This is a genomic window from Paenibacillus sp. FSL R10-2778, assembly GCF_038593035.1.
In the GTDB taxonomy this organism is placed as follows: Bacteria; Bacillota; Bacilli; order Paenibacillales; family Paenibacillaceae; genus Paenibacillus_AQ; species Paenibacillus_AQ odorifer.
This window is the reverse complement of sequence record NZ_CP151956.1, coordinates 3070045-3085974: the sequence shown is the minus strand read 5'-3', so window position 1 is coordinate 3085974 and position 15930 is coordinate 3070045. Positions and strand designations below refer to the sequence as shown.

Genomic DNA, 15930 nt, shown 5'->3' with positions numbered 1-15930 from the left:
TCCCTCCTGCTTGTTCTATTTATTAATCATATCATGTGACAACAGCAGGGCTATCATTCTTATCCTACAGCTGAAGATGAATGGTTAATGAAATCCTGAACTTTTGATATCAAGGCTGGGTAAATCAAGGGATACGTCAGCTCTTTTGGTATCTCAGTAAATCCTCTGATTTCTGCCATCTCATAAGGAGGAAGTTCTGCGAACTGTTCCACATTTGCAAAATATAACTTACCATAATTTTCTGGAGTGTCGATACTAGTGACCCTATAAATAGCTATTGGAAAAAGTGAGAATTGTTCCGCACCCGTTTCTTCATATAATTCTCTGGCAGCAGCCTGCTCCGGGATTTCGCCAACCTCTATATGCCCTCCGGCAAACTCCCACGTCGAACGGTTCTGATGTCTCGCTAAAATCCATTCTTCACCATGTTTAACCATAATAACAACGTACTTCAGCTCAACTTCTTTTTCCTTATCCAAATCATAAAAGTTTACCTGCAATTATATCCCTCGCCTTCCCTCCAGCCTCAAACATTTTTTGCCGCATCCCAAGCCAATTTAAATTCTTCTACATTCCGATACCGCTGCTCCCTCACCGCACTGACAGCCCGCAAAGCAACCTCGTAGAGGGCTTGGCTGGTTTCCCATTTTGCAAACGATCGATCGGATGCTCCTCCTAACAAAACAAATGCTGTGGCACCCATATTAAATACATTCGTAACTTCATCAATCGGCGCATCCAAGATAAACTCTTCCGGTGACTTAAATCTGGATGAACCCCAGAAGTTCTCTCCCAGATCATTTACAGTAGGCTTACGTCTATAATAATCAATATCACAAATTTTAGTTTCATCGTTTACAAAATCATATAGAATACTTCCATCATAAAAATCGACAGCCACATAACCCTGTAACTCCACATATTCATGAAACGAAAAGATTACATCTAATGAAGACAGACGTTTTTCAACGGATAATTGCTTATAACGAAAAAAAGGCGACTCCGGATGACTCAGCTTCGCTTCTCCCGCAAACAGCCAATGCGAATGTAAACATTCACCTGCAAACCAATCAAAGACTGCTACATACCCCGACTCAACTTCAAAATGCGACAGTAGCGCGATCAGCGCATCATATCTAAGTTCGTTATATAACGGAATAGCTTCAATTAAACGGTTAACAGCATCCTGAGGATTCCCGGCATAAGTCAAAGGTTTCGCCCCAGCAAATTTCACAAAACACTTCTTCCCATCCTGCTCCACTCCAAAAGAAAGATTTCCGGAGTCTTGCTGATCGAACACTTTAAACACTTTTCCCAGCTTAGTTAACCAAGCAAAATCACAGGCTTCCTGTAATTGAAAAGTTATCGCATCGATTTCATATGTATAATTTTTTTCGCGCAAATTAACCTCCTGCGTTAACTATCCAGTTTAAATTAATAAGCTTCATTCATTATCTTGTTCGATATTTAATCACTAGAATAATAACCAGCAATACAACACATAAAGACATCGTATTCGTAATCAAAAAAGCTAATCCAACCCCCGTAACCGCCAAACTGATCGCATAAGCTTCCATTAAGCTAATCCCGAGCAGCATAAGTAAATACGATTTGAGATTTAAATCGGCTACGGATTTTGATTTGAGGATTTGAACAATCTGCGGGATCCATCCCAAAGAAAGAATCACTCCACCTATTAATTGCATGATTGCAAACATAAGAGCACCTCCACGGTTTTATACAGTTGTATTCCGGGTGGCTTGATCTGGTTCCATTTGATGTAAAAAATCAAATAACACTAAGCAAAGTATAATTTTCCTGCATCTTGCAGTTTACTATACGCATAAGAGGCCGCACCTATAGTTCCTGCTCGACTCCCAAGCTCTGCTTGAACAATTTTACACTTACTGCTTGATAGCTTCAATGCATGATGATGCACAGTGTCTCTTACAGGTTGGAGCAATTTATCTCCCGCCGCTGCCATTCCCCCACCTACAATAATAAGATCCGGGTTGAGGATATTCACAACATTCGCTAATCCAAATCCAAGTATAGTTCCAGTCTCCTGCATTACTTCCATAGAGAGAGCGTCTCCAAGTTCGTAAGCTTCAGATATCATTAACGCGGTAATTTGCTCATCTTGATCCTTAGTCCAAGTCTGAATAATACTTGTTCTTCCTTCTTTCAGCTTCTCTTTAAAAGTATTCACCATGCCAATCGCGGACACATATCGCCCCAAACAACCGGAGCTTCCACATTTGCAGGGACGCCCGTTCCTGTACATATTCATATGCCCAATTTCACCAGCGCTATACGACGTACCGTAGATCACTTTTCCGTCGTTCACAATACCCGACCCTAATCCCGTTCCCAAGGTAATCAGAACCAGATTGTTATACCCTCTTCCTGCACCTTGTTGCCATTCACCATAAAGATTAACCCTAACATCATTATCAATAAAAGTAGGAAAGTCATAGAATTTTTTCATCTCATCTACAACATGTACATGCTCCCATTCCGGAAAATTCGGTGAGAAAAAAGAAATTCCCGTTACTGGATCAAGTAATCCTGGCACTCCGATTCCCATTCCTTCTACCAAATCTAATGGAATATTCGCTTCATCCGTGATTAAACGTACTGCTTCTCTAATCCGTCCCAACACATGGGCCGGGCCCTTAGCAGCCTCTGTTGGTATAGATCTTTCTTTTACAGCCATAAAATCAGTATCGTAAACCCCTGCTTTAATATTGGTTCCGCCAAGATCAATCCCTAACATATACCGTTTCATAAAAACCTCCAGAATTAGATATTCTATCGCTTTCGATTAAGTTCTAGTACTAACTGCCGCTTCCGTTTCAGCTAACATCAAGCGGTTCACACCCATCTTAATCTGATTCTCGGTGAGATTGGAATAACCAAGTAGAAAGACAGGACCTTGAGGTTTAATGCCCACAAAATAAGAAGACGCAGGATAGACCCGAACTCCATATCGTAACGCCAATTCAGCTATACGATGCTCTTCGGCATTGGATTCCAGCTCAATTAATAAATGAAGACCCGCCTCTTCCCCATAATAGCGGACACGACTGCCAAATTCAGCATCCAAACTTTTTACTAGACAAGCCCTGCGGGCAGCATAAAGTTTCCCCATCTGCGTAACATGCCTTGCATAATGTCCATTCTGAATAAATTCCGCCAACGCTTCCTGATCCAAAGCAGAAGACATACGATCTGTTATCCATTTGACCGCCAAAAAAGGTTGAATCAAAGTCGGAGGCAATACAACATAACCTATGCGCAGAGAAGGAAATAACACTTTACTAAAACTGCCTACATAAATTACTCTACCCTCAACATCTAGTCCAGCAAGTGATGATAGCTTCGGACCCTCGTACCTGTATTCACTGTCATAATCATCTTCAATAATAAAAGCTTGATTGGCTTTGGCCCATTCCAGTAACTGCACTCTTCGTTTCATCGACAGGGTCACCCCGAAAGGAAACTGATGCGAAGGAGTGACATAAGCTAGTTTTGGTTTTTTATGAGGATCTTCTTTGATGGTATCACAGCTTGCTTGGAGCTCATCTACACAGATACCCTCTAGGTCAACTCTGATGGGTGTAACCACCGCTCCAGCGAACGAAAAAATCTCCCGCACAACGTTATGTGATGGATCTTCAACAATAACATGATCACCTTTTGAAACAAAAATTCTCGATAATATATCCAATGCCTGCGTTGCCCCGGATGTAATCACAATTTGCTCCGGAACCACGGGCATCGAACGTGTGGACCGTAATAAACGTGCAATCTCTTGGCGTAGTCCCAAAGAGCCCTCGACCGGGCCGTAACCCAAAGTATCAGGAGATGCACGACGACAGGCATTCATTAATGCTTTTTGCCACTTATCCATTGGAAAAGCGTCCCATGCAGGTACACCGTGCCGAAAATTACATAATACTGTGTTCAAGTCGTTTTCTATAATAGAAGTAGGATTGAGTGTTAGGAAATCAGGACCCTTCGTTATAAAATTGTAAGGGTTCTCAGAATCCTGGGGGTCTTTCTCCTCCACCGGCAGCCCCGTTATATAGGTTCCTGCCCCTTTTCTCATCTCCAGATAACCCTCTGCTTGAAGTAGCTCGTAGGATTGAAGAATTACACTTCTGGATACTTCCAGTTGATTGGCCAAAGTCCTTGATGGAGGCAGTGAATCCCCCCCACTTAAAGCTCCTGAATGGATAGCATTACGAACCTGCTCATAAATTTGACGGCTTAATGGAATAGGTCTTTGTTTATCGAGAGTAATCAGCAATTCATGCTTCATAAGATTTCCTACCCTTCTAATCCGGGTTTTCTTAATGGTTCATAGTAAGGATTTTTACAATTAGTGCTGCAGAAACAGCGCCTAAGATCACGAGTAACAGCGGTATTTTCCTAATTAATACCAGTATAACAGCGACTATACCCGAAGCGATACCTACAAGATTGTCATCTGCGTCCACCTGAAATATCCCAGGAACCGTTAAAGCACTAAGAACCGCGATAGGCAAATATTCCAACAAAGCTTGGACTTTGGAAGAGCCATTCGTATGCTTTGTCAGCAGCAAAGGTACAAAACGAAATGAAAATGTAAGGATTGCCATCCCGATAATGATCAGAATAGTCATACGGATACCTCCTTTTCTACTTCAGCTTGCTTTCGAAATAAGGAGCCTACTGCCATACCCATTAACATAGCTGCAAGTATCGAGGAGTTTCCAAGTACGGGATGTAGAAGCCATGAAGAACCCGCCGCTGCTAAACATATGGCCAAATTCCGAATGCTTCCCTTTAGTTGTGGCACTATTAGTGCTATCAGTAAGGCATATAATGAGGTGTTCAAAGCAGGTAAGTATACAGCCGGAATGTAGGATGCCAGCGATATTCCCGCAGCTGTTGCCAGCAAATTTGCTATATACGGAGGAATTTGTAGACCCAGCAAATATGGAAGAGTTATATTTTCTTTTGAATGATTGCGGGGGATCATACTAACAGCGTACACTTCTTCTGTTAAACTGAACCCAATCCAGACTTTGGCCAGCGGATTGATTGTACGGTCAAGCTGACCCCCAAAAGATAGGCTGATAAACAAATATCTTAAATTAATGATCAATGTAAGCAGCAGGATCATTGGAGCGGCGGCACCAGCAGCAAGCATTTTCACGCCAATAAATTGGCTGGCTCCCGCAAATACGAGCGCTGACAATAAGAACACTTCCAGACTCCCCAGGCCTAATCCCTTACCGACCAATCCAAACGTAAAACAAGCAGGAATAAATCCTGCAACAATAGCTACAGAATCCTTAAGACCCGTTCTAAACATCACTTTCTGATCACTCATAAGTTTCTCTCTCCCTTATCGTTGTCCCTAGAGAGAGCATACTTGGATACAATTCTGGTGGAAATAACCGCATGGGTGCGTATGTACCATACCAATTTCTTGACATAGAAAAAAGACCGCCCGCTAAGAGAGCGATCTTTAATGAAGGTTAAACCTCCTGAGGACTTTCCACAATCCCGCTGATTTCTTGTTGAATTTGGGATTTAATCTGATCTACATGGTCAAAATCTGTAGCGGCGGCATAGATTGTCTTTAACTCATCCAAAAATACTTTGGCATCTGTCAGATGTTGAATGGATTGTTTCATGGTGCTGGAATATCTCTCTTTAATACTTGCGATGGCTTCGGCAAAAGCTTCATCCGTACCTGGCTGAATGCACCGTGAATACATATCAACAATCTCGTCGGTAGCACGATCAGGGAAATACTCATGCGGAGCTGTGCTGTCAAAAATAGCAAACCCAAGCTCTCGTACGATAATCATATCAAGGCTTTTCGGATCGAAACCACAGTGGTAAATCTCAACATTGACACCACGTTTTATTCCTTCAGCCGCCAATTTTTTTAAAAGTGTAGATTTACCAGAACCCGCGCGACCTTTTACAAGATATCTTTTTAGCCCTGCGGTTAAATTAGGTACAAAATCCACTGCACCCTTAGGCGTAGCTGCACCTAAAAAACGGTGATCCACCCGGCTTACTTTTTCGAAGTTCTGATCACCATACAGAAGTTGAATATACTCCTGAGTCAGCTCATCAGCGGCTTGGAAATTCATTGTCGCAATATAAATCGCTTCCCATTCGTCATGAATGCGGAGTGCTTCAGCAAAGCCTGAATAAGCGAGTTCATGCTCTTCCGTGTACTGATCAACTAAGCTGTCGATCTCAACACAACGCTGGCTTAACTGGAGCGTATCGACGGCCTGCTCCAAATTCACATGTATGATGGCCTCTTCAGGCAATTCTGGCTTAATGACCCGTGGAGCCGTACCATCTATAATTCCTACTTTTAATTCAGGAATAACCACTCCGTCGAGTGAATCATTATCTGACGCTGTGTGAATTAACCAGATCTCATAACCTTGTTGAGCCAGAAGATCTCCGATTTCTCGAATGATTCTAGTTTTCCCCGTACCGGGGCCTCCTTTTAAAACAAACAAACGTGTTAAACCTTGCAATGACGACTCATAGAGGTTAGAGAAGCCGTGAGCTGTGTTGCCGCCAGCAAAGAAATTCAGGATTGTTCCGTCCATAATCGCACACCTTTCCGGGCTGATGTCATGTTTCATTGTTCATCTTATTAATGTACCCAAGGAAAGGTGACGCTTTGAGTGAGATGTGGTTTCGTTAGATAATTCAGTTTCAAACAAAACGATCCAAAAACCTCTTAATGACGGGAACATCTGGAGGAGACAGCTCGCTTGGCAATTCTGCATAATTAAAAAAACGCAATTCTTGCACTTCAATTCCATCTACCTTTAGCGCCCCATCAAAGTCTGTGCATAGATACGCAGCCACAACATTATATACTTCATCCCCGTGCGGGTATTTATAATAAAGATCTTTTCCAGAGAACATGTCGAACAATTCAAGACCTTTGGCTGTTAAGCCCGTTTCCTCAAAAAGCTCCCTCTTAGCGACCTCTTCTAAAGTCTCCCCAAGCTCCATCGAGCCACCTGGCAAACCCCAGCATCCGTTGTCCGTTCTACGTTGTAATAATAATTGATGATTGCTGCACAATAAAACACAGGCTCCTGCCATTATAAGCGGTCTGGTACCTACCAGCTTTCTTAACTCCATAATATAATCGCTCAAAAAACTACATCCTTTCTTCTAATAGGCTCAAATATCCTAAGCTAATTAAAATTTATTTCTTTTTCTGCACATGAAAACCATTGTCTTGCGCGTAATTTTCAATGCTCCAAATACCTATTCCCCGCTCTCGCGCCTTATCCTGAATCGCTCTAAATTGATCTACGTATTTTGTATTAGGTGCAAATACATAGGCTACACGTGCATAACCCTGCTCTAGCAGAATCTCATTGAACATTTTCCCATCTATATAGAGGTAACAAAGTAGGCGGCCATATTTGTCGCGCTCCGATACATCAAGTTCAATTTGTACAACTTTATCCGTAAGCATCTTTTTGGCGAAATCAGAAGCTTCTAGCGAAAAGGGCTGTGGTTCGGGAATGTTCGGATTCACTGACTCTGGAGTATCGACCAGCAATAAACGAATGGTTTCCTTTTTGCCGCCTATAGTCAGCTTCATGGTGTCACCATCGACTACTCGTGTTACCTTTGCATCTATTAAACGTTTGTTGTCCTCTGTTGTATTGTCTGGCGCAGAATCTAATCCAGAACTGGAATCAGCCGTAATCGTTGGAACTGGCTCTAAAGTAATCTGCTCGGCTAAGTTGCAGGCAGTTGTTGTTCCAAGTAAGAGTGTGATAGCTAAAAAGCTTTTTACTAGATAAATCTTATTCATTGTTAACCTCTTTCTTATACACGTATGTAATTTCATGGGGTCTATTAAAAATAAATTAAAAAACTTAAAAACACAAGACTGTACTACTAATCATAGAAAACAGCGACAGCCATGTAACAGAAAAAAGATACTTGGCTATCGCTGTTTCGCCTTTACTCTACTTCCACCACGTTTAATTTGGAAATCTTTATTTTGATTATGATCGATAAGAAAGCAAGCAGGGAAAACATAATTCCGATCCAGATGAGTCGATGTATTCCTGCATGAGAAATAAACCAACCACCGATAGCAGTCCCTATTGTTATTCCAAGGTTGGAAAATGAGATAAACAAGCTGTTACCGAATTCGGGAGCTTCTTTCGCTTCGGTCGTTAACCATGCTTGACTGACAATCAGTCCGCCGGAATGCACTGCCCCCCAAATGATTATGATAACAACCATCGGAAGGAAATAAGAACCTAGATAATATACGAATAAGTAAGTTACCGCATATAACAATGGAAACATGATAACGGTCTTTGTAATGCCTTTATGCAAAAGGCTTCCAAATAAAAAATTCCCAAAAATCATGATTATCCCAAAGGTCATCAACATGATACTAATCCCTGACCCGTTCATATGTGTTACCTGCCCAAGATATTCAGCAAAGTAACTGTACACAGAAAACATAGCTGCAAAGATAAAAATAACTGCCACAATATTTAACCACAATAGGGGTTTGCGTAAAATACCAAGTTGTTTACCATATGACATTTTTTCTTTAACTGGCATGGAAGGAAGCCAAGCTAGTATTCCTAAAAAGGCAATTATACTTACGACAGCTCCAAACAGAAAAGCGACTTCTAACGAAATTTTGTCCGCGAGATAAGAAGTCAAAGGCACACCAAAAGCAAACCCGACCGTTATTCCGGCGAAAACCTTTGTAACTGCTTTGGTGCTCTTTTCCGGAGGAACAAGTTGGGCAGCGGTAACAAGTGCAACTGAAAAAAACACGGGATGAAAAATAGCAGGGATAATACGGAAAATCAGCATTACTTCAAACATGGTCGTATACGCATAAACAATATTTGAAATTGCAAAAATAAGTACAGCAGTTAATAGAATTACTTTACGATTAATTCCAGAAGCCAATAAGGTCAGAAATGGACCTGAAATAGCAACAACTAAAGCAAATATACTTACAAGCCATCCAGACTGAGAAGTTGATATATTAAATTTTTGAGTTACCTGTGGCAGAACACCTATAATCCCCATTTCCGTTGTAATAATGCCAAATACGCCTAAAGCCAAAATAATAATAAGAAAAGGGTTAACCTTTTTCATTTTAAAATAATCCTCCATTTATATTTACATATTTAGATTTGTAGATATGTATTACCAAAAAAAATCCCTTCCTCCTTTCTCCTATAGTTTCTCTTTAATATACTCGGAAAACTCTTGAATTGTCTTTTCGTTTCGACGATAATACGTCCACTTCCCAATTCGCTCAGATTCCAGCAAACCAGCTTTTTGCATAGTCAATAGATAGCTCGAAATAACCGACTGTGCAAGCCCCGCTTTAGCTTGAATATCTCCCACGCAAATCCCAATTTGAAAATTTAGGCCTTGTTGTAAATAAGGCTTTTCATCAAAAAATTCCTCGGGAGTTTTTAGCCACATCATAATTTGACTACGAGTCTCGTTAGACAACGCTTTGAATATCAATAAAGGTTCCATGTGTTTCATTATATCTATTTTTATAGATTTGTAAATACAAAAGATGCCGATGTCTCGTTGTTGCAATAACATTATGTAGATTCATATTTCGTATCGAATTGTTCGTTTAGTGAATTAAATATTTCCATATCAACCAGCACAGCAGTACAGATACCCAAGAAATGAAACCGAAAATCATCACGATTTTGTTTTCACTCCATCCGTATTTTAAGCTGAAGTGGTAATGGATCGGAGCCATCCGGAATAGCCGCAGCTTCGTCCGTTTGTAGTACCAAACTTGTAAAATGACCGACAACTGCTCCGCAAAATAAACGAAAAACAAAATCGGAATCAAAAGCTCAACCTTTTCAATGACAGCCAGAACGGAAAGGGAGCCACCGATCGCGAGTGATCCAGTATCGCCCATAAACGCTCTTGCAGGATAAATATTGTAAAGCAAAAGCCCTAGCAGACAACCGATCATAACAAGTGAAAATGTCTGCACTTCAGGTTTGTCCGAAATCATAAAAAAGAAAAAATACGACGGTATGGCAACATTGATCAGTAGCCCATCGAGACCATCTGTAAAATTGATGGCATTCGCGGAGCCGACCACAAACAGCAAAATGATAGTCACATAAAGGTATAAAGGCAACTGCAGATTTTGGCCTTTAAATAACTCGATATTACTCGTCAGGCCGAACGAATGGAACAACACATATAATATAATTCCAGTAAAAAGAAATTGAAGCACTAGTTTTGAGCGGCCGCTGATGCCGGATGGGTTTTGCCAAAAAGCCTTTTTGAAATCATCCAAAAATCCGACTGAACTAAACAACAAAAACACAACGCATAAGAGTAACATTAGAGGCCCAGGTTGAAACTGCAGCGAAATCGCTATCCCGATAAGCAGGATCAACCCTGCCATTAGTGGTGTACCCCGTTTGGCCTGATGATCTGCTGGAAGCTCGGCACGAATCGGCTGCGTCAACCTCAGTCTATGCAGCGTCCAGATCAATAGAGGTGTAAACACCGCCACCAGAAGAAAAGACAGGCCGGAAACAGCCAGAATTCCATACATACAACAAACGAACTCCCCTCTTTGAAAAGATCATTTATAATACTCACAAAATATTTCTAGAGTTAATGAGGTCGTCTGTAATTATGTACTCTTTTCATCTGTTGATAAAGAGAAATTATTCTATTTTTATTTCCTGTTTTCAATGCTCATCTAGCAATACTGCATGTATGTTAAATAAGAACTAGTTCTTGAATATACCATCCATATACTCTCTCCAGTAATCAACAATCCAGTCGTTATATTTTGTATATAGTATCTTTAGATTTGGTACTGAAAGAGCGTAAGCGATACATCCTCTATCATCATACATGTGAAATAGAATGTTCTTTTCTCGACTTAGAAAGTAAACTTTTTGCCCAATGGAAGGTTCTCTTCCCTGCTCATAATGAGAAATCCCTTCAAAAATTTTCTTATATGGAATCGAAGAAACTATCCCCGACAAAACTATAAGTTGATACTCATTTTTAACTTGAATGCTGTTACCGTTGTCATCTTTTTCTTCGTCGATCTCAAAGAAGGTCTCCCTTTCTATAGCTCTATCTTGAAGTATTTCATATAGATAGTCAGGGGTTGTATTTCCAAACATGGGATCTGCATTTGCTCCCCAATCTTTGATTAAAACATATATAACATCATTCGGTTTAAACAATTCTTCGAATATTATATTTACCCTTTTATTTACTTGATCAATTCTCTTTTTTGATCCGTTTCGATAAGGATTTCCTAACTCAAAACGGATGTTGATATCGCTCCAATATTCAGGAAAATTGTCATTTATATAATCACATGTTTCTTGTAGCATTTGATCCCCTCCATTCTTATTTATACCACAATTCAATTTTCAGCCGTAGTCATATAGCTGTGAAACTGCTGGGAATTTTCTTCTAGCAGATCCCGAAGCTAAATTTGCACAATGAGCAACTTTGCACTTTGGGCAAGTTTGCGATAGAATATAATCTGCAATACTAATCCTCACAGAGGTAACCTTGGAAAAATTGAATACTTCATAGGTTCTTCACCACAATTACAGCTATATGGGAGGTGTATACATAAATTATGATTAAACAAACGTTGAGAGATTTCAAAAAAGAAGCCACTGAAAAAGCGCTAGCAGAAGCGGCATTCGAACTTGCACTTGAACATGGGTTGGACGGTTTTGTTGTTGAAGATATCGTGCAAAAAGCCGGCTACTCCAGAAGAACTTTCGCAAACTATTTCACATGCAAGGAAGAGGCAGTTGCGATGGGAGCAGTTACCGTACGGAACACAAATGAGTATGAAGAATTGCTCACCAAAATCCCTGAAAATGCCTCCCTGCTGGATACCTTATATCAACTAATTAAGATGCAACTTACATCTGAGCTTATAGGGAGGTTGCGTGAGCTTTCTTTACTTTCCCGAAAATTCCCAGCTCTCGAGCCCCATTATCTAAGAGCAATACATCTTACGCAAACTGGAGCACAAAAAACATTGTTGCACTTGTCAAATGGTAAGTATGACGAGGTCTATACTTATCTGCTTATAAATTCGGTTTACGGAACTGTACTTCCCTTAATTGACGGAAAACTTAATGTGCTGCTTCCGGGACAAACGACGAGCGACGATCCAAGTCCTGAAACGCTTACGTTCGATCAATTTTTGGAAACTATTTACGGATATTTACGCAACGGATTCTAATAGGCTAACAATCAGTTTTCATCATCGAGGGAGTGTAAAATAGATACATGTCAACATTATTATACAGAGTGGGAAAAACCGCTTATCGCAAACCTGGGTACTTCATTTTAGGTTGGATTTTAATTTTAGGAATTGTCATCTCTATGATCAGCATGAATGGTATTCATATCAGTTCAGAAATGAAGATTGAAGGCACAGAATCGCAAAAGATTTTGGATCAATTAGCAACAGAACTTCCGGCTGCATCTGGTGGACAAGGGAGTGTCGTGTTCAAAGCACCTGAAAATGAGCGATTGGATACGCCAGAACGTTTGGCAGCGATCACTAAAGGTGTTAATGAGGTTTACGGTATAAACGAAGTGATTAATCCTGCGGATTATGCAGCGGAAGCAAGTAGTTCAACTACTGAAGCAACTCAGGCTGCCAGTATGGATCAGTCTGCAGCAGCCACAGCACCCCTTTCCTATGGTCCTCTGATGGCAGATGGCGTTCCAGTACCTGGAGTTATTCTTTCCGCAGACGGTAGCATTGCATTGTTCCAATTCCAGTTTACTATTGAGCAATCTGCTATCTCTCAAGATATTTTTGATTCTGTAATTGATACCGTCATGAATGTCGAGAAAGATACCAACATCACTGTACTGCCGGGCGAGACACTCAAATCAGTATCTATCGGTGTAGGATCAGCTGAGATTGTCGGACTTGTCATTGCTGCAATTGTTTTGCTGGTGACGCTTGGCTCTGTCGTTGCAGCAGGTCTGCCCCTTATAACTGCACTGCTTGGAGTCGGCATCGGTGTAGGTGGAGCATTTTCTATTTCCAAATTCATTGAAATGCCTAGTGTCACTTCCGTCTTGGCGCTTATGATTGGATTAGCCGTCGGAATCGATTATGCTCTTTTCATTGTAAATCGCCAACGCCGGATGATTATTGATCAAGGATTAAGCGCACAAGAAGCTGCGGCTAGAGCAATTGGCACATCCGGCAGCGCCGTATTTTTCGCCGGTTTGACGGTTATTATTGCTCTCTGCGGTATGCTTGTAATCGGGCTTACTTTCTTATCTACGATGGCGTTAGTAGCAGCTGCTACCGTCCTTATCAACGTATTTGTTGCCTTAACCTTATTGCCGGCATTGCTCGGATTGGTGGGTGAACGCATCTGTTCGCCTAAAGCTCGCAAGAAAAACAAGGATCATCATACAACGGGTAACCGCGGTATAGCTGATAGATGGGTTAAATTCGTCATCAAGTATCGTTGGGTCACTATTGTTGCCATCGTCGTGGTACTTGGCGTAGCAGCAACCCCTATAGCCAAAATGGAAATGGGCATTCCCGGAGCTGCCTCAGCGAATTTGGATACGGTAGCAAGACAAAGTTATGATGCTATATCCGAGGGTTTTGGAGAGGGATTTAACGGACCGCTTATTTTGGTTGCAGAACCAAAGAATTCTTCCAATCCAGTCACTCCGGAGCTCCTAGGAAATCTTGTAAAAGAGCTCCAAGCTCAAAAGAATGTCGCGTTGGTCACTCCTCTGGGTATGACTAAGGATTTAGCTATCTTCAGTCTGATTCCAGAAACGGGTCCTAGCGATATAACAACCAAAAATCTGGTGAATGATTTACGTGCCACTGAATCTAGTATCGCTCAAAGTAATGATGTTAAACTCGGGGTTACCGGCTTTACCGCTGTTAACATCGATATGTCGGCCAAACTGGCAGATGTATTTCCCATTTATGTAGGAATCATCATTCTCCTATCGCTCATTATTCTTCTGTTGGTATTTCGTTCGATTATCGTTCCTATCAAAGCTACGATCGGCTTTCTGCTTAGCATACTCGCTACCTTCGGGATCACCACAGCCGTGTTCCAATGGGGCTGGCTCCATTCTCTCTTTGGTTTCGACACCGGTGGCCCATTGCTAAGCTTTATGCCAATCATCGTTACGGGTATCCTATATGGGCTTGCGATGGACTATCAGGTTTTCCTTGTCAGTTCCATGCGTGAATCGTACGTTCATGGTCATGAGGGATCAGAGTCCGTTGTTCATGGATACAACCAGGTGAGTCGTGTCGTAGTAGGCGCTGCTATAATTATGATCTCCGTTTTTGCAGGGTTTATTTTTACGGATGATGTCATGATTAAACAAATCGGCTTTACACTGGCCGTAGGGATCTTAATCGATGCTTTCATTATTCGAATGGGATTAGTTCCTGCTGTAATGTCTATTTTCGGCAACAAAGCTTGGGCACTTCCAAAATGGCTCGACCGTATTCTGCCAAACCTGGATGTCGAAGGCGAGAAACTGATTGCTACACTCAATGCTAAAGACAAATCTAATTCCATGAAATAGATACAATAATAAACAGCCTGAGTCCTGTATTCCTAGGGGTTCAGGCTGTTTTGTTTCTGTGGCAGGGTTCACTTCCCGCGAAGAGCAGATGGGCAAGGCTCTGGAAATTATCTCATTGAAGATTAAGGATTAAAGCGGGGCGCACACCGTAACAAGCTAAGTTGACATGTCCGTAACTGCGAATACTGCTACGAGTACCTACAAAATACGCACGTGAAGAAATCGCAGGTTGAGTTCTCAGCCACCACCATGAGCAGCCAAACTCTTCATTTTTCTCAAGGATATAATCAGCTTTGACTTTTTTATCATACACATACAATTTACATCCATCGTTCTTTTTCTCTTTAGAAAATCCCGTTCCTATCGCCCTACGCTTCGCACGTAAAGTATCTTCTCCAAGTTTAAAGGTGAATTCATTCGCCTCCGAAACACTAAGCAGAAAAATCTTTTCTTCCGTGTTTATACTTCCCTCTCCGTTATCTGTGCATTGTGTAGTCTTGATGAGCCTGTGCTCGGAGTCATTAAAAGCGGCATTATAAAACTCATCGTTCAACCACTTTCGCAAATCGGAGTCATGCCATGTAACATCAACATATTCATCGTGAAACCGCCTGCAGTCCAAAATATACTCGCTCAAAATGAACAGTTCTCTACCTGAATTTTGCAGCACCCGCCACTTTATCGGCATTTGGTCTGCTCCGTCCGCCATTTGCGGATAAGAACCAAAAGTAATTATTTCGCCGGGTTTTGCCCGCTCATACATGGGAGTAAGATTATCATTTTCATTATAAATCATAATTATAAATTCTGTAGTTCCTTTAACGATTTCAGCTTCCCTGCTAAATCCTAGTTTTTCATACAAGCGTATCGCTCTATCGTTGAACTTCGCCACTGTCAGCCGCTTTGGTTTTTCCTCGCATCTCTCATTAATATAGTTAAGGACTGTTGTGAAAAATAGTGTCCCATTCCCCTGTCCGGTTAACTCAGGCTTCATTCCTAAACCCACATCTATAAAATCCTGAGAATATGTATATATATCATTTGGAACCTGTGCCGGACTTCCTACACAGAAGAATCCGATCAATTGTTTATCTGTATCAAGTACAGAAAAAAATGCTTCCTCTAGCATTTCACTTATAGCTTCAGGAGTTAGTTCATTATTGTAAAAATCATAGGGTGGATCATATTGCCAGCTTAAAATATCCCTAGCAGCATCAGCATTCAGCTTTTCCACGTAAAGTTCCATTTCGCATCCCCCTT

Annotated in this window: 17 protein-coding genes; 2 read left to right on the top strand and 15 right to left on the bottom strand. The window is 41.2% G+C overall.

Annotated elements, in window-relative coordinates:
* Positions 1-59: 59 nt before the first annotated feature.
* The 14 genes from NST40_RS13690 to NST40_RS13625 all read right to left on the bottom strand — a co-directional run bounded on the left by NST40_RS13690 (position 60) and on the right by NST40_RS13625 (position 11444).
* Positions 60-500 carry an NUDIX domain-containing protein gene (locus tag NST40_RS13690; protein WP_076275721.1) on the bottom strand — a complete coding sequence of 147 codons (441 nt, stop codon included), beginning with the start codon at positions 498-500 and terminating at the stop codon, positions 60-62.
* Between the two features lie 26 nt (positions 501-526).
* Positions 527-1402, bottom strand: a complete 876-nt coding sequence (locus tag NST40_RS13685; protein WP_076275722.1) for a serine/threonine protein kinase — start codon at positions 1400-1402, stop codon at positions 527-529.
* Positions 1403-1451: 49 nt separating this feature from the next.
* Positions 1452-1718, bottom strand: a complete 267-nt coding sequence (locus NST40_RS13680; protein WP_076275723.1) for a PQ-loop domain-containing transporter — start codon at positions 1716-1718, stop codon at positions 1452-1454.
* 80 nt (positions 1719-1798) lie between these two features.
* Complete coding sequence (locus tag NST40_RS13675) at positions 1799-2788, bottom strand: ROK family protein (protein WP_076218018.1); 990 nt, start codon at positions 2786-2788, stop codon at positions 1799-1801.
* Between the two features lie 36 nt (positions 2789-2824).
* Complete coding sequence (locus NST40_RS13670) at positions 2825-4324, bottom strand: PLP-dependent aminotransferase family protein (RefSeq protein WP_076275724.1); 1500 nt, start codon at positions 4322-4324, stop codon at positions 2825-2827.
* 31 nt (positions 4325-4355) lie between these two features.
* Entirely contained in the window at positions 4356-4667 is a 312-nt protein-coding gene (locus tag NST40_RS13665) for an AzlD domain-containing protein (RefSeq protein WP_036686713.1), read from the bottom strand.
* Entirely contained in the window at positions 4664-5380 is a 717-nt protein-coding gene (locus NST40_RS13660; RefSeq protein WP_076275725.1) for an AzlC family ABC transporter permease, read from the bottom strand. The genes NST40_RS13665 and NST40_RS13660 overlap by 4 nt, the downstream gene beginning before the upstream one ends.
* A gap of 148 nt (positions 5381-5528) precedes the next feature.
* Positions 5529-6632, bottom strand: coding sequence for a PRK06851 family protein (locus tag NST40_RS13655; protein WP_076275726.1), 1104 nt, complete (start codon positions 6630-6632; stop codon positions 5529-5531).
* A gap of 109 nt (positions 6633-6741) precedes the next feature.
* Positions 6742-7179, bottom strand: a complete 438-nt coding sequence (locus NST40_RS13650; protein WP_076218042.1) for an NUDIX hydrolase — start codon at positions 7177-7179, stop codon at positions 6742-6744.
* Positions 7180-7246: 67 nt separating this feature from the next.
* On the bottom strand, positions 7247-7867 hold the full coding sequence (locus NST40_RS13645; protein ID WP_076218022.1) for a thermonuclease family protein: 621 nt from the start codon (positions 7865-7867) through the stop codon (positions 7247-7249).
* 152 nt (positions 7868-8019) lie between these two features.
* Positions 8020-9189 (bottom strand): MFS transporter, encoded by a 1170-nt coding sequence (locus NST40_RS13640; RefSeq protein WP_076275727.1) that lies wholly within the window; start codon positions 9187-9189, stop codon positions 8020-8022.
* 81 nt (positions 9190-9270) lie between these two features.
* Positions 9271-9582 (bottom strand): helix-turn-helix transcriptional regulator, encoded by a 312-nt coding sequence (locus NST40_RS13635; protein WP_076183917.1) that lies wholly within the window; start codon positions 9580-9582, stop codon positions 9271-9273.
* A gap of 106 nt (positions 9583-9688) precedes the next feature.
* Positions 9689-10642 carry a phospho-N-acetylmuramoyl-pentapeptide-transferase gene (gene mraY / locus NST40_RS13630; RefSeq protein WP_076279012.1) on the bottom strand — a complete coding sequence of 318 codons (954 nt, stop codon included), beginning with the start codon at positions 10640-10642 and terminating at the stop codon, positions 9689-9691.
* Positions 10643-10823: 181 nt separating this feature from the next.
* Positions 10824-11444: a DUF3885 domain-containing protein gene (locus NST40_RS13625; protein WP_076305484.1), complete on the bottom strand. Its 621-nt coding sequence runs from the start codon at positions 11442-11444 to the stop codon at positions 10824-10826.
* 254 nt (positions 11445-11698) lie between these two features.
* Between NST40_RS13625 and NST40_RS13620 the strand changes: the two genes are divergently transcribed.
* Positions 11699-12319 carry a TetR family transcriptional regulator gene (locus NST40_RS13620; RefSeq protein ID WP_076218025.1) on the top strand — a complete coding sequence of 207 codons (621 nt, stop codon included), beginning with the start codon at positions 11699-11701 and terminating at the stop codon, positions 12317-12319.
* 47 nt (positions 12320-12366) lie between these two features.
* Entirely contained in the window at positions 12367-14670 is a 2304-nt protein-coding gene (locus NST40_RS13615; RefSeq protein ID WP_312147961.1) for an MMPL family transporter, read from the top strand.
* Between the two features lie 112 nt (positions 14671-14782).
* Here NST40_RS13615 and NST40_RS13610 read toward each other — a convergent pair whose 3' ends face one another.
* A complete protein-coding gene (locus tag NST40_RS13610) occupies positions 14783-15916 on the bottom strand; it encodes a GNAT family N-acetyltransferase (protein ID WP_342410797.1) in 1134 nt (377 codons plus the stop codon).
* Positions 15917-15930: the final 14 nt, after the last annotated feature.